The sequence below is a fragment of the Desulfovibrio piger genome, assembly GCF_951793255.1.
In the GTDB taxonomy this organism is placed as follows: Bacteria; Desulfobacterota; Desulfovibrionia; order Desulfovibrionales; family Desulfovibrionaceae; genus Desulfovibrio.
Window position 1 is genome coordinate 628,370 of sequence record NZ_OX636706.1, and the last position, 18,301, is coordinate 646,670.

Genomic DNA, 18,301 nt, shown 5'->3' on the forward strand with positions numbered 1-18,301 from the left:
CGCGTGGCGTGGGCAGCTCCCCCGCAGGGGCCGCAAGCCCTGTCGCCGTCCCGGAGACGCATGAAAAAAACGCTCTTTCTCCTCCTCGCGCTGCTGTTGCTGCTGCTTCCGGGCTGCAAGCACCGGCAGCCCGCCCCCACCGACATCCAGGTCCTGCGCCAGGGTTCTCTGGCCCCGGCCGACGATGACACCACGCCTGTGGTCTACGTCAGCGTCCGCGACCAGAGCCGCCATGTCTTCGGCCTGCGCGCCGAAGTGGAGCGCCTGCTGCGCGCCGAAAAGTACGACATCACCGACAACCCCAGCCAGGCCGGGTTCATCATCCAGGCCAGCGTGCTGGAAGCCGGCATCACCGACGCAGCCTCGGCCCATCGCATGGTCGAGGGCGGCTACGGGGCACCGTCGGAACTTTCCGGCAAGGGCGCGACCCTCGTCCTTTCGGACATCCTGCTGGTCCAGCGCCGTGTCCCCAGCGACAAGCGCCCCAAGCGCTTCATGCTCCAGAACGTGGGCAGCCGTAATGCCCGCGGCAGCAGCCAGATGCGCACAGGCCTGCTGGCCCACCGCGAGTTCAGCGTGGATTCCGGGATCCCGGCCCTCTTCGTGACCCTGCTGGCCAAGGAGATCACCTCGCCCTTCAGCACGGCCCCCCAGGAACAGGCCCCGGCACAGCCGCAGGACGAACGGCGTCCCTGACAGGCACCTGCATCCGGCGCCGGCGCTGGCCCGCAGCGCTGACCTTGGTCCGCCCCGGTACCTTCCGGAGAGGCGGGGCCATCTTTTGCGTCCGTCCGGCACCGGACGATCCGTGCGTGCCTGACGGCCGCCGGGTATGGACGGCGTGTCGTGATACGGCGGCCTCCCCGGTCCCCTGCCGCGCTGCCGCTTTTCCCGCCGAGCCCTTTCCGATCCCCGCCCCGTCTGGACGTCCGCGCCCAGTTCTGCTAGAAAGCTCCCCCCGTCAGCGTGCCCAGCACCACGGGAATCTTCACCCTCCGCAAGGAAACTGTCATGCGTCTGGATGCTCTTGTCATCAATCTGAACCGCTTCGGGGATCTGCTGCTCAGCCAGCCCCTGCTGCACGACCTGCACAAGGCCGGGCGCAGCACCACGCTGCTTTGTCTGGAAAAATACGCGGACACCGAGGGCCTGCTGCAATTCGCCAGCCCCCTGCTCACCGTGCCCGATCACCTGGTCAGCCCCGAACAGGCCGACGCCACCCGCCACGAACTGCAGGCGTGGGCCGAAAACCTGCGCGCCACCGTGCAGGCCGACCACATCATCAACCTGACGCCCAGCATGCCCGCCCGTCTGCTGGCCACCGCCCTGGCCCCCGCGCCCGAGGCCGTGCTGGGCTTCGGACTGGACCACAAAGGGCGTCCGCGCGTGGACGGCCTCTGGCCCGCCTTTCTCCATGCCGCCGAGCTGCGCCAAAGCAACGCGCCCTTCAACCTGGCCGACATGTTCCGCATGACCGGCGCTCCCCTACTGGGCGGCCTTTCCGGCCGGCTGCTCTCCCAGCCCGGCTCCGGCCTGCTCAGCGAACTGGGCACCGAGGCCCGCGAGACGGCCCGCCGCCTGCTGGCCCACGCACCGGTGATCCGGCACGGCTTCATCGGCATGCAGCTGGGCGCCAGCGAAAAACGCCGCCAGTGGCCGGTGAGCCACTTTGTGGAGCTGGGCAAGCGCATCTGGCAGGAAGAGGGCATCTGCCCCGTCCTGCTGGGCGAGGCCTCGGAACGCCCCCTGGCCGACGAATACGCCCGCCTGACCAGCACCCCCTTCGTGGACGTGGTGGGACAGACCAATATCTTCGAGCTGGGCGCCGTCCTGCGCGAGATGGCCATGCTGGTCACCAACAATACCGGCACCATGCATCTGGCGGCCGGTCTGGGCCTGCCCCTGCTCTCCATCTTCCTGGCCACGGCCCAGCCCTGCGATACCGGCCCCTACCTGCCCGGCAGCTGCTGCCTGGAGCCCACCCTGCCCTGCCATCCCTGCCCGCATGACCACGACTGCGTCCTGGGCGAGAAGTGCCGCCACCACATCAGCGCCTCCATCGTGGCCGACCTGGTGCTGGCCAAGCTCACCAGCGGCCAGTGGAGCGAAGGCATCACCACCTCGGCCTGCCGTGAGGCCCGCATCTGGCAGACGGCCACCGACTCGCGCGGTTTCATCACCACCACCTGCCTGTCCGACCACAAGGCCGATGACCGCACCCTCTGGCTCTGCCAGCAGCGCGTCTACTGGCGGCGCATCCTGGATGACCTGACCTCCGGGGCCACGGAGCCCACGCCCCTGACCAATGTGCCCCTGAGCATGGCCTGCCCCAACTACTCCAGCCAGTTCGCGGCCCGCGTGGGCAAAGCCCTGAGCCATTGCGCCCACCTGCTCCAGACCCTGCTGCAGGAATGCGCCCCCCTGCCGGAGAGCTTCGATCCCACGGGCCACCCCCTGTGCATGACCATCCTCCAGCACATGCAGTCCTGCCCGGAACTGGCCAGCATGGCCTTTTTCTGGCACCAGCTCTGCCAGCACTACCAGGGCCGCGGCCCCCGCTTCCTCCAGGCCGTGCGCCTGCTGCACGCCCATATCCTGCGCTGGGCCAAGAGCTTCGATTAAGGCCTGTCATCGGACTTTGCCGGGGAAGGGGCCCCTTCCCCAACCGCGCTTTATTCCATTACCTAGCTGAAAAGAAAGAGGCGACCGTCACATGACGGTCGCCTCTTTCTTTTCGATCACACAGCATCGGCCTGCATGACGAAAGGCTGTGCCTCTGGAAGAAAAAATACGGATCATCCACACATCTCCTCGCTCAGGAAAGACGGGATAAAGCGCGCTGGGGAGGGGGTGGGGAGTTTGAGGGGCGGGGGAGCACCTCTCGCGCCAGGCGAGGGGGTCCCCCGCCCCTCAAGAAATCATATCCTACATCCCCCGCTGCATGGCGGCGCGTACGGCCTGCACCTTGGCGGCGATGTCGGGGGCGCCCACCAGTTCGGAGACCAGGGCGCAGCAGCGGGCCCCGTGACGGGCCACATCCGTGATGTTGTGTTCCTTGATGCCGCCGATGGCCACGAAGGGGATGCTGATGTTGGCGGCCACCCAGTCCAGATAATCGAAGCCCACCGGGGCCACCACGTCCTCCTTGGTCTTGGTGGCGAAGATGGGCCCCACGCCGATGTAGTCGGCGCCCACGGCCACGGCGGCCCTGGCCTGTTCCGGGCTGTGGGTGGACAGGCCGATGCACATCTTGGGGCCCACCAGCTGGCGCACCGCAGGCAGGGGGAAGTCCTCCTGTCCGATATGCACGCCGTCGGCTTCGGCCAGGATGGCAAGGTCCACATGGTCGTCCACGATGAAGCAGGCCCCGGCCTCGCGGGTCAGGCGGCGCATCAGGCGGCATTCTTCCAGCATCTCACCGGATTTCATGTGCTTTTCACGGTACTGGATGATCTTGACCCCGGCCCCCAGCAGGGCGGAGACCACGGTCTCCAGCGTGCGGCCGCAGGAAAGGCGGGCATCGGTCAGGGCATAGATGTCGGTCTGGCCCGGCAGGAACACAGGCATGGTCAACTCCTCGCTCCCCGTGGGGGAGCAGCTTTCGTTATTTCCGGCGCGCCAGCCACAGGCGGCGCAGGCAACTCTTGAACAGGCGCCAGGGCCGGAACGAGGTGTGCATCAGCTCGTCCGGCAGGATGAAGCCCGTCCTGTCGAAATCTTCGGGCCGGGCCAGCACATAGTCGGGCTGCCAGCCCGCACGGCGGCATCCCGGCGCTTCCCGGCGTTCCAGGGCCGCGCCCAGGGGCGTGCCGGCCAGGGGCAGGCCCAGCACCGCGCACAGGGCCTCGTCCAGGGCCATGGCCGAAGGGCTGGCCCCCAGCAGGCCCAGGGGGAAGGGCTGCCCCTTGCTGGGGCCCGTCACATGCATGGCGGTCAGGCCGTCGGCCACGGCGGCCACCGGCGGCAGACCGGCCCAGAGGGCGGCGATGCAGTCGGCGAAAAAGTCGGGATCCTGTCCCTGCCGCGTATGGATGAGGGCCTTGCGCAGGCCGCAGACGCAGCCGAACAGATTCTTGACCGCCAGGGTCAGACGCATCTGGGAATGGGCCTTGACCCGGGGCAGGGAAAAGATGACGTCGCTTTCCAGCGCCACCCGGGCCACCCCGAAGGAAACGGGCCCGCCCCGGCGCAGGGGCAGCTCCAGCGGACGGGGATCGGCCAGGGACTCCACCCGCAGGCCCAGCGGCCGCAGGGCCTCTTCCACGCCTGTCTGCCGGGCCACGGCCGTGGCCGTACCGAAACCGGGCGAATCCCCCACCCGCACGCGAGCCCCCTGGTCCAGCAGCCAGCGGCAGACGGCGGCCACCACCACGGGGCTGGTGCAGGCCAGGGGCGTGGCCGTCAGCAGATTGGGTTTGACCAGCACATGGGCCGAACACAGGGAAAAGGACGAGGCCAGGCCCGCGCGGTCGAGAAGAGGGGGCAGGGCCTGTGCCACGGCCCCGCTGTCGGCGGGGGAAAAGCGTTGCAGGGCAACAGCCGCCCTGGGAGCAGAGGCCGGGACATCCTGACGGAGGAAAGAAGAGAGGCTCTGGGACATGAGCTCACTATGCCGGGCACGGAAGGGCTTGTAAAGCCGGGCCATCCGCCTGCTCCCGGGGGTAGCCGCATGTTTACAGGAAGACCTCTTTTCAATCAGCACATCTTGCGCTATTGCTGGCTTTTCAATGTCATGATGCCCCTGTCCCTTTCCGGCAGGGGTCTTTCCCTGAGGTGAACCATGTATCGCTGCCTGTTCCGTTCCCTGCCCGTTCTCATGCTGCTGACCGTCCTCAGCCTCGTGCCGGCCCTTTCCGGAGACGCCTGCCGGGAGATGACCTCCCTCGTCGGCCCGACTTGTGCCCTGGCCGACGAAGCGCCCCAGAAAAACGACGACAAGGCCGACGCCAAAAAGGACGACAAGGCCCAGGACAAAAAAGCCGCTTCCAGCGCCCCTGCCGAAGCCGATGCGGCTCCCACGGTGGACCCGCTGGAGGACATCTGGGCCGGCCAGAAGGACATGCTGGACGACATCAACAGCAGTACGCGCGGCCTGGTGCGTGACATCAACAAGCAGGCGGAGACCATGTCCAAGCAGGCGCGGCCCATCGTCGAGGAAGCCCGCCGCCTGCTCCTGCTCATCAACACGTTCAAAAACTGGCCCAACCCGCTGGAGGCCCTGGACCGCCGCATCTCCTTCACCGTGCAGCAGATGCAGCAGGTCATCGACCCCGTGCTGCTGGCCCGCAACAGCGTCAACTCCCTGCTGGAGCGCGTCAACCATCTGGCCGAGAGCCTGCCCGAAACCAAGGATCTGCCGTCCAACGCCGAGATCCGCGACTACTCGCGCCAGGTCACCAAGGCCCAGAAAAGCCTGACCGACGTCATCAAGCGCTATGATTCCGTGCTGTCGCCCACCCAGGACATGATGGCCGACCTGAAGAAGGCACAGAAAGACATCGCCACCATGCTGCCCCAGCTGTGGCGGGACTACTATCTGCAAGGCCCGGTGCCCTATCTCAGCCTCGAGACCTGGGAGACCGTGCCCAAACGCCTGCAATATGTCTGGCAGGGCATCCAGCTGCGCCTGCCCGTGGAGATCCCCGTCAGCGCCGACGACTGGCATACGGCCGGCCTGCGCTTCGCCCTTTGCCTTTTGCTGGTGCTGTTCACCGGCATGGTGCTCTACCGTCGCTGGCGCCATTCCGGGACCCACGGCGAGGTGGGCCGCCACATGTTCCATGTGAGCCTGCCCTGGATCGGCCTGGGCCTGTCCCTGCTGGCTTCGTCGCTGTCCGCCCACGGGGATGTGTTCCGCTGCTTCCTGGCCCTGGGCAACCTGAGCATCATCATCGGCGAGGTTTTCCTGGCCTGGGACCTGCGCCGCTTGCAGCACCCGGACAAGGCCGCCGTCAACAACCCCCTGTGGCAGCTCATCCCTCTGACGCTCTTTTCCTACATCCTGATCTACCTGCCCCTGCCGCCGGTGGTGACCCTCATCGCCTGGGTGGTGCTCATGCTCCTGCACCGTCTGTGGCGCGCCAGGAGCCACACCCTGGAGGCCAGCACCCAGCTCGAGTCCACCATCCTGTCGGGCAGCGCCTTCATCTTCTGGGTGACCCTGGTGCTGGCCGTCATGGGCCTGCACATCTTCAGCATGGGCCTGTACCTGTTCTACGTCTCCTGCTCGCTGGCCCTGCAGATCAGCGTGGCCAGCATGTCGGCCATCAACCGCTACAATGACCAGCTGCCCGACGAGGGCGGCTCGGCGGCCGTCTCCAGCCTCATGCTGGCCCTGGCCGCGCCTGTCATCCTGCTGCTGGTCATCGGCGGCATGTCCCTGTGGGTCTGCACCCTGCCCGGCGGCCTTTCCCTGCTGCAGGACTTCGTACTCCAGGGCGTCAACGTGGGCGAGACGCGCTTCAACATGGTGCAGGTGCTGCTCATCATCAGCGTCTTCTTCCTGACCCGCACCGCCGTGCGCATGGGCACGCTCTTCCTTTCGCGCATGCCCAGCCGCGGTCTGCGTATCGACCCCACGCTCATCCAGCCCCTGCAGACGGCCTTCACCTACGCCCTGTGGGCGTTCTTCGGCCTGTTCACCCTGCGCTCGCTGGGCATGGAACTGAGCAACCTGGCCATGGTCGCCGGTGGTCTGTCCGTCGGTATCGGTTTCGGCATGCAGACCATCATCAACAACTTCCTCTCCGGCCTGATCCTCATCTTCAGCCGCACCATGCAGGTAGGCGACGTGGTCGAAGTGGGCACAACCACGGGCCGCGTGCGCAAGATCAGCGTGCGCGCCACCATCGTGGAGACCTACGACAACGCCGTCATCTACGTGCCCAACTCCGAGTTCGTGTCCACGCGCCTCATCAACTGGACGCGCAACAGCCGTACGGTGCGCCGTGACGTGGTGGTGGGCGTGGCCTACGGCAGCGACACCACCCTGGTCATGAAGCTGCTGGCCTCCGTGGCCAACGGCCACAGCGACATCCTCAAGTACCCCGCGCCGGTGGTGCTGTTCTCCAACTTCGGCGCCAGCACCCTGGACTTCACCCTGCGCTTCTGGGTGCGGGACTACGATGTCAGCGTCAAGACGGCCTCGGAGCTGCTGTTCGAGATCGACCAGCTGTTCCGCAAGAACAATATCGAGATCGCTTTCCCGCAGATGGACGTGCACATCAAGGACATGCCGCCCCGTGCCCGGAGCCCGCGTGACATGGCCACGCGCCCCACGGCGGCCCTGCCCGACTCTCCCGCCGACCGTCGCGCCCCGCACGGCAGCGCCCGGCCCCAGCGTCCCCTGCGCAACCGCAAGCCCCGTCCCGGCGGCAAGCTGGCGTCGCGGCCCCGGCCTGCGGTCGATGACGACACGCCCACCGACGAGGACCGTCAGCTGACGGCCTGACCCGTGCGCCCATGACGGGCCCGAACCCCGTCCAACCCCCAGGAGGAAACCATGATCCGCCGCAAGGAAGACCACATCCGCTTCGACAAACAGATCGCCGGAGGCCCGGGCCTGGCCCACGCCACCCAGCTCCTCAACGAAGGCGAGTTCTACGACAAGGGGCGCCTGTTCAACATCGTGCGCCTGGGGCCCGGCGACGCCGTGGGCCGTCACCAGCATGTGGGCGACATGGAGGTCTACCACATCCTCAAGGGCCAGTGCCGCTATGACGACAACGGCACCGAGGTCATGCTCCATGCCGGGGACACGGCCGTCTGTCCCGACGGCGAATGGCATGCCGTCTACAACGACGGCCCCGACGACATGGAGATGGTCTGCCTGATCCTGTTCAAGTAGGACAGCGGGAAAGCCCCTGTCCGCTCCCAGACAAAAAAAGCCACCCGCAAGGGTGGCTTTTCCATACCGTTTACCTGAAAGATGCCGCCGCTGTCTGCCCGGTGGCCATCCCGGACGCACGCTGTCCCATCGTCATGATGGCGGGGCCGGAGCCCGGGACCATCCCCGTCTGTCAGTGCTCACCGGTACATATCAAGGAGCCCCATGTTTCAATCCACAGTCGCCCCGTCCGCCGACTGACTCCGCAGCCGACGGATAGGGGTCGTGCGGATTGCCCCTCCCTAAAGGGAGAGGTTACGGAAAAGGATTTCATCGGCTCCGCCGTCTTGTCAACCACTCTTTTCCCCCTGAAGGGGGAGGTTTCAAACCACAAAGGAATTTTTGATGAAAAATACAGGCTGTTCCCTGCTGCTGGCCCTGCTCCTGTGCGGCTGCGCCGCGTCACCAGCTGTCGTCCCCTTCCATTATGACAACGGCCCCGACTATGTCCGCGAAGGCCTGTACCGCATCGTGGATGACCGGGGCCGCATGGGTTATGCGGACGAGAGCGGCCGGGTGGTGATAGCGCCCCGTTTCGCCTTTGCCCTCCCCTTCGAAGGCGGCAAGGCGAAAGTCACGGACACGGGACAACGCAAGGAGGTCCCGGGCTCCGGCGGCGAGCACTGGTACTGGGAAAGCGATGCTTGGTACTTCATCGACACAATGGGCCGAAAGACGGACGATCCCCAGGCGCGCGACGCCACCCCACTGCCGTAAAGGCAGACACTACCGCTCTTTGCCGCCAGCGGGCCCTTTTACCGGCAGGCCCGTCTCTGCGCGCATCACCGGACCTGCCTGTGCCCGTCGCTCAGTCGGGACAGTGCCCCTGTCCCTGCCGGCAGACGCGGGCCAGATCATGCCGCGCCCGCTCACGACAGCAGGACAACGGCCGCACGCACGGGCCCGTCAGCCGAAAAGGACAAAGGGCACGCCCATGGGGCGCAAAAGCCGTACGGCGGAGCTCAGTCCCTGCCCGTCCCGTCCGTCTTCCCCGCAGGGCTTTCCGGCAGCAGACGGGTCTCCAGACTGGCATCCACCGGCACCTCGCGGCTGTAGAGGATCTTGTCCATGCGCACGGTGCCTGTGCCCGCGCCGCGCATGCTGCGGATGTGGCGCACCTCGGCGTAGAGGATGCGCGCCCGGGCCGCGTCCTTCTGCCAGCTCTTGCAGGCCGCCAGCGCCCCGGCCTGGTCCAGGGTGCGCTCCGGCACTTCCTGTCCGGCATGGGCCCGGCGGATGATGACGTGCGAGCCGGGGCCGCCGTCGGTATGCAGCCAGATGTCGTGGGCCGCGGCCAGCTTGCGGGCCGCGATGTTGCCCTTGGCGTCACGGCCGCGCAGCAGGGCAAAGCCGTCGTCACTGACGAAGAGCTGCACGTTGCGCGGCAGGGCCGCACCGCGCAGGGCCCCCAGCGCCACCGTGTTCCTGTCGGGCTTCCCGGCCTCTCCGGCGGCGTGCCCGATACCGCCCAGCAGGGCTTCCTGCCGGGCCGCCTGCACGGTGGCCAGTTCGGCCCGCAGCACCGCACGCCGTTCCGCCAGATGTTCAAGGCCACGCTGCCCGCGCCGGGCCGTATGGAACAGGCGTTCCATATTGTCCCGCACGCTGCGCCGCATATCCAGCTTCACGGTCTTGCGCGGCGTGTCCCCGTCGCCTTCCTCCGGCGGCGGCAGCACCAGCTCCGGTGCGCGGAAATCCGCAGGCCAGCGCCACAGCCAGGCCTGCAACAGCAGGCCGTCCTCACGGGCGGTGCACATGCCCAGCAGGCGCTGCTCTTCCTCATCCAGCTTGGCCAGCAGCTGTTCCAGCTTGCGCAGACGGCGCGACAGGGGCAGGGCAGCGGCACCGGCGGCGTCGCGTGCGGCCTTTTCCAGCACCAGCTTCTGCCCGGCCTTCTCCACCAGGCCGAGGATGTCTTCCCCCTGCTCCTCATGCCAGCCCTGGGCCAGGGCATCCGGCAGGGGCCAAGCCGCGATGCGGCAGGAGGGCCGCTCGTTCCCGGCCTTCTCCTCCGCCTCTCCATCCGGCGGCGTATAGTAGAACACGTCCCCGCCGCCCAGGCGCAGGTCTTCCAGCAGGGCCTGCCGGTCCAGCTCGTCATACAGGGGCAGGGCACGGCGCAGGGCCGGGGTCAGTACCGGCCAGTCCCGCCAGTGCGCCAGGGCCTCTTCCAGCTCTCCGGGCTCCGGCCAGCGCAGGGACTCTTCCTGCGGGCTGCGGCTCACGGGCAAGAAGCGTACCGAGGCCCCTTCGCGCAAGTCCAGCAGCAGCCAGGTGGCCAGGGGCTCCCGCTCCGCGGCCTCGCCGCTCTCCGGCGTCATGTCCGCCATGTCCGGCTGCGCCCCGCTCTCAGGGGAAAGGCCGTCCTCCTCGCCTTCCGCCGGGCTCCAGAGCACCATCTGGCGGCGCAGGGCCTCTTCGGCCGCGGCCTCCCCGCCCACCAGCAGCCAGAGCTGGCGGCGGCTGAAGCAGCAGACCGTGGCCAGGATACGGTGCCCGGCCAGATATTTGCGCAGGCGCATGACCGGGGCCGAGGGGGCCCGCCCGGCGGCCAGACGGCTGCGGGAAAGGAAGAGGAAGGGTTCCTTGCGTGCGGCGCGCAGGCACAGCTGGCACTTGCGGCTGCCGCCTGCCTGGCCGTAGCTCTGGCCGCGCGCGGCCAGATTGATGTTGAAGGCCAGCAGGCCGGGGGCCGGTTCCTGCACCTTTTCCAGCCAGCCGCCGATGATGCGCGGGGCGAGCTCCTCGCAAAAACGGGAAAAAAGATGGGCGTCCATAGATATTGCCGGGGATGTCCTTACCGGCGCGAAGCCGGAGCAAAAAACAGAAAAACGGGCCGGAGCCCGTTTTTTGTGAAAAGGTCAAAGGATGCCGCGCTCCGGCGGCACAGGTCAGGGATGCGCGCTAGTCGCCGCGCAGATGTTCGTCCTCTTCCTGCTTGGCCTTGCAGTTGATGCACAGACGGGTGACAGGACGGGCCTTGAGACGGGGGATGGCGATCTCTTCGCCGCATTCGTCGCAAATACCGTAGGTGCCGTCGTCGATGCGCTGCAACGCGGACTGGATCTTGCGGATCAGGCGGCGTTCGCGGTCACGGATGCGCAGGGTGAAGGCGCGGTCGGATTCAGCGGTAGCCCGGTCAGCAGGGTCGGCAAAGACTTCATTGCTGTCCGTGAGCTCTTCGATGGTGGAGTCGCCCTTCTGCTTGGCTTCCTCCAGCATGCTGGTGAGGAGCTTGCGGAAATACTCTATATCCTTCTGGTCCATATAAGCCTCCCAAAACTGGCCCTGTAGGCACGATTTTGGCATTGTTGCCCCATAATGAGGAATCGCTCCTCATTACCCGGAAAACGTCATCTTGTAAAGCGGTACGCGCCTATTCCCCCGCCTCCTCCTGCGGCGGGATGCCGTGCAGGCGTGCTTTCTGCTCGGCACGCAGTTCCTCACGGGCCGGCACCCAGGCCGGCTCCTGCCAGATGCCCTCACGCGAGGGCAGCACCTCGCCCTGCCAGCCGCCGCCCAGCCAGCTGGCCCGCACGCCCACGGGGGCCCCCAGGCGCACGGCCTTGCCGGAGTAGGAGGCCATCAGGGCCGCCGCCGCACGCAGCACCTCTTCCGGCCATGTACGGCCCCCGCAGGCCACGGCCAGCGGACCGGGGATGTCGGCCAGGTGGATCTTGGCATCGTCCTTGCCCAGTACCGTGTGCAGGGCCTGGTTGTCGGCACTGGTGCGGCCGATGGCCAGCCAGTAGTCCCGGCCGTCCTGCTGCGCCCAGAACTGCCGCCCCAGATTGGAGAGTTTGAAGGCCCGCGTGTCGGGCTCGGGCCAGCGGGAGAGCACGGGCCAGTAGCGGCGGGCGTTCTCCTTGTCCGCCAGACGGCAGCCGCCGCCGGGCGTGGGGATCTCGGGCAGCTGGTACTTTTTGGCCAGTTCCAGCTGGTCCTTGCGGCCGCGCCCGCTGATGCCCAGCAGACGGGAACGGTCCACGAAGCCCTCCTCCTCGGCGGGTGTGGGCGCCAGATGCAGGGCGCTCAGGGGACGCAGCAGGATGTCCTGCACCCCGGCATCGCGGCGGATGGCGTTGAGCACGTCCCGGCGCTGCGACATGGGACGCTGCCCCATGACCTCGCCCGTGGCCAGCAGGCGCGCGCCGATGCTCTCCATGTAAAGGCGGGCATGGCGCAGGAGCAGGATCTTGCAGTCCACGCAGGGGTTCATGACCTTGCCGAAGCCGTGGGCCGGACGGGCACGCAGCATGGCGCAAAAATCGTCGCTCACGTCCAGGGTGCGGATGTCCAGCCCGTAGAGGTTGCTCCAGCGCTCCACGGCGCCGGGATCACCGAAGAAGGGGGAATGGCAGTGCAGGCAGCAGACCCGCAGGCCCTGTTCCTCCAGGACCTTGGCCGCCAGGATGCTGTCCAGGCCGCCGGAAAAAAGCACGACCACATCCACCGGCCGCTGGTCAGCATTGACCATGCCGGGCGCGGCGGGGGTCTGGAAATCGGAGGGAGTGTTCATCATGGCCCGCCTTCTACGCGAAAGCGGGGGCAGGAGGCAAGAGCCCGGCCCGGATTTTCACAGCTTTTGGATAGGTTTTTTCGTTCTGCCGCCTCTGCGGGCCCCGTGCAGGGATGGGGAAGCTCTTGAGGAGCCGCACGCGTGCCGCATCCCCTGCCGCGGCACCCCTTTCCCGGCGAATGGGCCTGCCGTTTGACGGCGCGGACCGAAGGCCCGTCCGTCCGCTCCGGCGCGCCTGCACGGCATCGGGACCTGGAGCGGGATACGGTACAGGGAGCAGGAGCAGCGCGCCCCACTCCTGCCGCCGCACAGCCGGCCCTTCTCCCCTTGACAATTATTGAGATTTATTCCTGAATAACGCAGTTTTTGTGCGCGCCCGCACAGCCGTCCCCCTGCCCGGGGCGTATCCTGTGATGCCCGGCATGCGCAGGGGCCCGTGCCGTGACGAAGGCGGCATCCCCGCAGCCCGCAAGGGCCCGTCCCGGGAGGCCCGCCGCCTTCCTTGCCTTGCCGTGCGCGCTTTGCTATACTGCGTTGCTTAAATTTCCTACAGGGAGCGTCTCTATGGCCAAAAAACCGGCCCTTTCTCCTGAAGAAGCCCGCGCCGAAGCCCTGGGCACCGCACTTGCCACCATCGAACGCAAGTACGGCAAAGGCGCGGTCATGAAGCTTTCCGACGAAGCCCATGTCAATATCCCCGTCATCCCCACGGGTTCCATCGGTCTCGACCTGGCCCTGGGCGTGGGCGGTATCCCGCGCGGCCGTATCACGGAGATCTTCGGCCCCGAATCTTCGGGCAAGACCACCCTTACCCTGCACATCATCGCCGAATGCCAGAAAATGGGCGGCACCTGTGCCTTCGTGGACGCCGAACACGCCCTGGACGTGAACTACGCCCGGCGCCTGGGCGTCAACACCGACGAGCTGCTCATCTCCCAGCCCGACTACGGTGAGCAGGCCCTGGACATCGCCGACATGCTGGTGCGTTCCGGCGCCGTGGACCTGGTGGTGGTGGACTCCGTGGCCGCCCTCATCCCGCAGGCCGAACTGGAAGGCGACATGGGCGAGAGCCAGGTGGGCGGTCATGCCCGCCTCATGTCCCACGCCATGCGCCGCCTTACCGGCACCATCCACAAGTCGCGCACGTCCGTGATCTTCATCAACCAGATCCGCATGAAGATCGGCGTCACCGGCTACGGCAGCCCCGAGACCACCACCGGCGGTAACGCCCTCAAGTTCTACTCCTCGGTGCGCATGGACATCCGCCGCATCCAGACCCTCAAGGACAAGGAAGAGTCCTTCGGTTCCCGCACCCGCGTGAAGGTGGTCAAGAACAAGGTGGCCCCGCCGTTCCGCAGCGCCACCTTCGACATCCTCTACGGTCAGGGCATCTCCCGCTCGGGCGAGCTCATCGACCTGGGCCTGGAAGCCAAGATCATCGAGCAGAGCGGCTCGTGGTTCGCTTTCGGCTCCGAAAAGCTGGGCCAGGGCCGCGAAAAGGTCCGTGCCCTGCTGGACGAGGACCCGGAACTGCGCCGCCAGATCGAAGCCAAGGTCACGGAATTCCTGGGCATGCATCCGCAGGAGTTCATCCCCAGCGAAGAGGATCTGGACGACGGCAGCGCCGCCATGTCCGATCTGGACTAGTTTTTTGTGTGCAACGCGGCCCTGCGGGGCCGCCCGTTTTTTTATCGCCCTTCCGGGCAGCAACATGGAGCCCCTATGCTCACCGCCAAAGAGATTCGTCGCCGTTATCTGGAATTCTTCGCCCGCAACGGGCATGACATCCTGCCCTCCGGGCCCCTGATCCCGCCCAACGACCCCACCCTGCTCTTCACCAACGCGGGCATGGTGCAGTTCAAGAAGTTCTTCCTGGGCGAAGAAGTGCGCGACGTGCCGCGCGTGACCACCTCGCAGAAGTGCCTGCGCGTGTCCGGCAAGCACAACGACCTCGAAAACGTGGGCCGCACCGCGCGCCATCACACCTTCTTCGAGATGCTGGGCAACTTCTCCTTTGGCGATTACTTCAAGCGCGAGGCCATCACCTGGGCCTGGAAGTTCGTGACCGAAGAACTGGAACTGCCCAAGGAGCGCCTGTGGGTGACCGTCTTCCGCGAGGACGACGAAGCCGCCGCCATCTGGCAGGAAGTGGCCGGTCTGCCCGCCGAGCGCATCGTGCGCATGGGCGAGAAGGACAACTTCTGGACCATGGGCGATACCGGCCCCTGCGGCCCCTGTTCCGAGATCTACATCGACCAGGGCGAAGACATGGCCTGCGGCCCGGATTGCGGCATCGGCAAGTGCGACTGCGACCGCTTCCTGGAGATCTGGAACCTGGTCTTCACCCAGTTCGACCAGCACGCCGACGGCACCCGTGACCGTCTGGCCCGTCCCAACATCGATACCGGCATGGGCCTGGAACGCATCGCCGCCGTCTGCCAGGGCAAGCGCTCCAACTTCGACTGCGACCTGTTCCAGGACATCATCCAGTACGCCGCCGAGCTGGCCGGCGTGAAGTACAGCTTCAGCGCGCCCGACACCAATGACGTGGACACGGCCCTGCGCGTCATCGCCGACCACGCCCGCGCCGCCGCCTTCCTCATCGCCGACGGCACCCTGCCCTCCAACGAGAGCCGCGGCTACGTGCTGCGCCGCCTCATCCGCCGCGCCCTGCGCTTCGCCACGCTCATGGGCGTGCACGAGCCCTTCCTGTACAAGGTGGCCCGCAAGGTCACCGAGATCATGGGCGAGGACTACCCCGAACTGACCGAACACGCCGATTTCATCGCCCGCGCCGTGCATGAGGAAGAACAGCGCTTCTCCCTCACCCTGGGCAAGGGCCTGGCCCTGCTGGAAGACCAGCTGGCCGAACTGGAAAAGGCCGGCGACAAGGTCATCCCCGGCGAGTTCTGCTTCAAGCTGTCCGACACCTACGGCTTCCCGCTGGACATCATCACCGACGTGTCCGAAAAGCGCGGCTTCAGCGTGGACGTGGCCGGCTTCGAGGCCCACATGGCCGAACAGCGCCGCCGCGCCCGCGAGAGCCAGAAGAAGTCCGGCCTGCTGGGCCAGGACGGCAGCGGCTCCTCGCTGTTCCAGCAGCTGGCCGACGACGGCCTGCAGAGCGTCTTCACCGGCTACAGCGGCCTGAACGGCCAGGGCCGCATCGTGGCCCTGCTGGACGAGAGCGGCCTGAGCGTGGAAGAACTGCCCGCCGGCCAGAAGGGCTATGTGGTCACCAACCAGACCCCCTTCTACGGCGAGTCCGGCGGCCAGGCCGGTGATACCGGCCGCATGGAAGGCCCCGACGGCGCCGCCCGCGTGCTGGATACCCAGAAGCCCGCGCCCACCCTCATCGTCCACAACATCGAAGTGGAACAGGGCCTGCTGCGCATCGACCAGGAAGTGGCCCTGAGCGTGGAAGAAGACGCCCGCATGGCCACGGCCCGCAACCACAGCTGCACCCACCTGCTGCACGCCGCCCTGCGCTCCGTGCTGGGCACCCATGTGAAGCAGGCCGGTTCGCTGGTCAACAGCCAGCGCCTGCGCTTCGACTTCTCCCACATCGCGGCCCTGACCCCCGAGGAGCTGGCCGCCGTGGAACGCCAGGTCAACCGCGCCATCATGGCCGACTACCCTGTCTGCACCAAGGAAATGAAGCATGACGAGGCCGTGGCCAGCGGCGCCATGGCCCTGTTCAACGAAAAATACGGCGACACCGTGCGCGTGGTCAGCATGGGCGACGACGCCCATACCGAATCCGTGGAACTGTGCGGCGGCACCCACCTGAGCCACACCGGCCAGGCGGGCAGCTTCCTCATCGTGTCCGAGAGCGGCGTGGCCGCCGGCGTGCGCCGCATCGAGGCCGTCACCGGCTGGAACGCCTATGACCTGGCCGTGGCCCAGCGTGCCGAACTGCACGACCTTTCGGCCCTGCTCAAGGCCAAGCCCGGCCAGCTGGCCGAACGCGTGCAGGCCCTGCACAGCGATGTGAAGAAACTGCGCAAGGCCTCCGAAAAGGCGGCCGCCAGCCCGGCCACCGGCGCCGACCTGGTGCAGAAGGCCACCGAGGTCAACGGCGTGAAGCTGCTCACCGCCAAGCTGGACGGCGTGCCGGTCAAGGCCCTGCGCGACATCATGGACGACGTGCGCTCCCGCATCCCCTCCGGCGTGGCCTGCCTGGCCACGGTGGAAGGCGAGAAGGTGGGCCTGCTGCTCTACGTCTCCAAGGACCTGCACGGCCGCTTCACCGCGCCCGCCCTCATCAAGGACGTGGCCGCGCCTTGCGGCGGCTCCGGCGGCGGTCGTCCCGACCTGGCCCAGGCCGGCGGCACCAAGGCCGACGGCGTGGAAGCCGCGTTCGACGTGCTGCGCGCCAAGATCGCCGGCTAACTTCGTGACTGCCGGGGAGGGGCCGCCGCATCGGCGCCCTCCCCGTTCCGGCCCCGCAGCCACCGTTTTTCCCTCTGCTTCCGGCAGGCCCCGCGGCCTTCCGGGCAGACATGCACCATGACGGCGGGATGATCCTGTCCCGTCCCCAGACACTCAGGCCGGGCGTTCCTCCGGGCTTCCCCGCGCCATACCCCCCGCCCCGTGTCCGCTATCCCGGCGGGGCACAAACGGCGACTCGCTGTAAAGGATCGTACGATGATCGGTATTTCCAAACTGTATTGCGGTCAGGTGGAGCCCTCCGACGCCCTGCGTTACGGCCGTGAATCCGGCAACCTGCCCTCGCACCTGCTCCAGTTCTCCAAGGACAAGAAGCCCGTGGTGGTCTGGAACATGACCAAGCGCTGCAACCTGAAATGCGTGCACTGCTACGCCCAGGCCGTGCCCGTGGACGGCGCCGACGACATCAGCACCGAACAGGCCAAGACCATGATCGACGACCTGGCCGCCTACGGCGCGCCGGTCATGCTCTTCTCGGGCGGCGAGCCCCTGGTGCGCAAGGACCTGGTGGAACTGGCCAGCCATGCCACCTCCAAGGGCATGCGCGCCGTCATCTCCACCAACGGCACCCTCATCACCAAGGAAAAGGCCCGTGAACTCAAGGGCGTGGGCCTCTCCTACGTGGGCATCTCCCTGGACGGCATGGAAGAAGTGCACGACCGTTTCCGCGGCGTGCCCGGTGCCTTCCGCAAGGCCCTGGAAGGCGTGGCCAACTGCCAGGCCGAAGGCCTGAAGGTGGGCCTGCGCTTCACCATCAACAAGCGTAACGTGGGCGAGATCCCCGGCATCTTCCGCCTGCTGGCCGACCTGGAAGTGCCCCGCGCCTGTTTCTACCACCTGGTGTACTCGGGCCGCGGCTCCGAGCTCATCAAGGAAGACCTGGATCACGCCGAGACCCGTCAGGTGCTGGACCTCATCATGGACGAGACCCGCGCCCTGTTCGACGCCGGCAAGCCCAAAGAGATCCTCACCGTGGACAACCACGCCGACGGCCCCTATGTGTGGATGCGCATGAAGCGTGAAGACCCCAAGCGCGCCGAAGAGATCTTCGAGCTCCTGCAGTACAACGAGGGCAACAACTCCGGCCGCGGCATCGGCTGCATCTCCTGGGACGGCAAGGTGCATGCCGACCAGTTCTGGCGCAACCACACCTTCGGCAACGTGCTGGAGCGCCCCTTCTCCGAGATCTGGGACGACCCCAACATCGAGCTGCTGCACAAGCTCAAGGACAAGAAGGCCCATGTGGGCGGCCGCTGTGCCAAGTGCCGCTTCCTGAACATCTGCGGCGGCAACTTCCGCGCCCGCGCCGAAGCCTACTACGGCGACGAATGGGCCCAGGACCCCGCCTGCTACCTCACTGACGAAGAGATCGGCCTGTAGGCCGTCTGGCAACAAAAGAAAAGATCCCGGGATATTGCAATCCCGGGATCTTTTCTTTTCGGTACATG

Annotated in this window: 13 protein-coding genes; 8 read left to right on the forward strand and 5 right to left on the reverse strand. The window is 67.0% G+C overall.

What is annotated here, in order from left to right:
* The first annotated feature begins 60 nt into the window (after positions 1-60).
* Together traT and Q4I12_RS03110 are read left to right on the forward strand one after the other, a co-directional pair.
* Complete coding sequence (gene traT / locus Q4I12_RS03105; RefSeq protein ID WP_297158422.1) at positions 61-696, forward strand: complement resistance protein TraT; 636 nt, start codon at positions 61-63, stop codon at positions 694-696.
* A 315-nt stretch (positions 697-1,011) separates the two neighbouring features.
* A complete protein-coding gene (locus Q4I12_RS03110) occupies positions 1,012-2,622 on the forward strand; it encodes a glycosyltransferase family 9 protein (protein WP_204675020.1) in 1,611 nt (536 codons plus the stop codon).
* Positions 2,623-2,925: 303 nt separating this feature from the next.
* Here the strand turns inward: Q4I12_RS03110 and thiE are convergent, their stop codons facing one another.
* Complete coding sequence (gene thiE, locus Q4I12_RS03115; protein ID WP_297137354.1) at positions 2,926-3,567, reverse strand: thiamine phosphate synthase; 642 nt, start codon at positions 3,565-3,567, stop codon at positions 2,926-2,928.
* 37 nt (positions 3,568-3,604) lie between these two features.
* Positions 3,605-4,600 carry a DUF362 domain-containing protein gene (locus Q4I12_RS03120; protein ID WP_302260536.1) on the reverse strand — a complete coding sequence of 332 codons (996 nt, stop codon included), beginning with the start codon at positions 4,598-4,600 and terminating at the stop codon, positions 3,605-3,607.
* A 180-nt stretch (positions 4,601-4,780) separates the two neighbouring features.
* Here Q4I12_RS03120 and Q4I12_RS03125 point away from each other — a divergent pair, with 180 nt between their 5' ends.
* The 3 genes from Q4I12_RS03125 to Q4I12_RS03135 all read left to right on the forward strand — a co-directional run bounded on the left by Q4I12_RS03125 (position 4,781) and on the right by Q4I12_RS03135 (position 8,602).
* Entirely contained in the window at positions 4,781-7,450 is a 2,670-nt protein-coding gene (locus Q4I12_RS03125) for a mechanosensitive ion channel family protein (RefSeq protein ID WP_302260538.1), read from the forward strand.
* Positions 7,451-7,501: 51 nt separating this feature from the next.
* A complete protein-coding gene (locus Q4I12_RS03130; protein WP_168934656.1) occupies positions 7,502-7,846 on the forward strand; it encodes a cupin domain-containing protein in 345 nt (114 codons plus the stop codon).
* Between the two features lie 384 nt (positions 7,847-8,230).
* Complete coding sequence (locus Q4I12_RS03135; RefSeq protein WP_297158416.1) at positions 8,231-8,602, forward strand: WG repeat-containing protein; 372 nt, start codon at positions 8,231-8,233, stop codon at positions 8,600-8,602.
* Between the two features lie 245 nt (positions 8,603-8,847).
* Here Q4I12_RS03135 and Q4I12_RS03140 read toward each other — a convergent pair whose 3' ends face one another.
* The 3 genes from Q4I12_RS03140 to Q4I12_RS03150 all read right to left on the reverse strand — a co-directional run bounded on the left by Q4I12_RS03140 (position 8,848) and on the right by Q4I12_RS03150 (position 12,407).
* Complete coding sequence (locus Q4I12_RS03140; protein WP_302260540.1) at positions 8,848-10,662, reverse strand: NFACT RNA binding domain-containing protein; 1,815 nt, start codon at positions 10,660-10,662, stop codon at positions 8,848-8,850.
* Between the two features lie 127 nt (positions 10,663-10,789).
* Positions 10,790-11,152: an RNA polymerase-binding protein DksA gene (gene dksA, locus Q4I12_RS03145; RefSeq protein ID WP_168934659.1), complete on the reverse strand. Its 363-nt coding sequence runs from the start codon at positions 11,150-11,152 to the stop codon at positions 10,790-10,792.
* 109 nt (positions 11,153-11,261) lie between these two features.
* Positions 11,262-12,407, reverse strand: a complete 1,146-nt coding sequence (locus tag Q4I12_RS03150; RefSeq protein WP_239465019.1) for a tRNA(5-methylaminomethyl-2-thiouridylate) methyltransferase — start codon at positions 12,405-12,407, stop codon at positions 11,262-11,264.
* A gap of 561 nt (positions 12,408-12,968) precedes the next feature.
* On the opposite strand from Q4I12_RS03150, the gene recA reads away from it, so the two are divergent.
* From recA to ahbC, 3 genes are all read left to right on the forward strand, one after another.
* Positions 12,969-14,051: a recombinase RecA gene (gene recA / locus Q4I12_RS03155; RefSeq protein ID WP_006008777.1), complete on the forward strand. Its 1,083-nt coding sequence runs from the start codon at positions 12,969-12,971 to the stop codon at positions 14,049-14,051.
* A 75-nt stretch (positions 14,052-14,126) separates the two neighbouring features.
* Positions 14,127-16,796 (forward strand): alanine--tRNA ligase, encoded by a 2,670-nt coding sequence (alaS, locus tag Q4I12_RS03160; RefSeq protein WP_297137332.1) that lies wholly within the window; start codon positions 14,127-14,129, stop codon positions 16,794-16,796.
* A gap of 255 nt (positions 16,797-17,051) precedes the next feature.
* Positions 17,052-18,233 carry a 12,18-didecarboxysiroheme deacetylase gene (ahbC, locus tag Q4I12_RS03165; RefSeq protein ID WP_168934661.1) on the forward strand — a complete coding sequence of 394 codons (1,182 nt, stop codon included), beginning with the start codon at positions 17,052-17,054 and terminating at the stop codon, positions 18,231-18,233.
* Positions 18,234-18,301 lie beyond the last annotated feature (68 nt).

Excerpts from the sequence above, each read along its gene's own strand:
- traT (WP_297158422.1), top strand. The coding sequence starts at position 61 with ATGAAAAAAACGCTCTTTCTCCTCCTCGCGCTGCTGTTGCTGCTGCTT.
- Q4I12_RS03110 (WP_204675020.1), top strand. The coding sequence starts at position 1,012 with ATGCGTCTGGATGCTCTTGTCATCAATCTGAACCGCTTCGGGGATCTG.
- thiE (WP_297137354.1), bottom strand. The coding sequence starts at position 3,567 with ATGCCTGTGTTCCTGCCGGGCCAGACCGACATCTATGCCCTGACCGAT.
- Q4I12_RS03120 (WP_302260536.1), bottom strand. The coding sequence starts at position 4,600 with ATGTCCCAGAGCCTCTCTTCTTTCCTCCGTCAGGATGTCCCGGCCTCT.
- Q4I12_RS03125 (WP_302260538.1), top strand. The coding sequence starts at position 4,781 with ATGTATCGCTGCCTGTTCCGTTCCCTGCCCGTTCTCATGCTGCTGACC.
- Q4I12_RS03130 (WP_168934656.1), top strand. The coding sequence starts at position 7,502 with ATGATCCGCCGCAAGGAAGACCACATCCGCTTCGACAAACAGATCGCC.
- Q4I12_RS03135 (WP_297158416.1), top strand. The coding sequence starts at position 8,231 with ATGAAAAATACAGGCTGTTCCCTGCTGCTGGCCCTGCTCCTGTGCGGC.
- Q4I12_RS03140 (WP_302260540.1), bottom strand. The coding sequence starts at position 10,662 with ATGGACGCCCATCTTTTTTCCCGTTTTTGCGAGGAGCTCGCCCCGCGC.
- dksA (WP_168934659.1), bottom strand. The coding sequence starts at position 11,152 with ATGGACCAGAAGGATATAGAGTATTTCCGCAAGCTCCTCACCAGCATG.
- Q4I12_RS03150 (WP_239465019.1), bottom strand. The coding sequence starts at position 12,407 with ATGATGAACACTCCCTCCGATTTCCAGACCCCCGCCGCGCCCGGCATG.
- recA (WP_006008777.1), top strand. The coding sequence starts at position 12,969 with ATGGCCAAAAAACCGGCCCTTTCTCCTGAAGAAGCCCGCGCCGAAGCC.
- alaS (WP_297137332.1), top strand. The coding sequence starts at position 14,127 with ATGCTCACCGCCAAAGAGATTCGTCGCCGTTATCTGGAATTCTTCGCC.
- ahbC (WP_168934661.1), top strand. The coding sequence starts at position 17,052 with ATGATCGGTATTTCCAAACTGTATTGCGGTCAGGTGGAGCCCTCCGAC.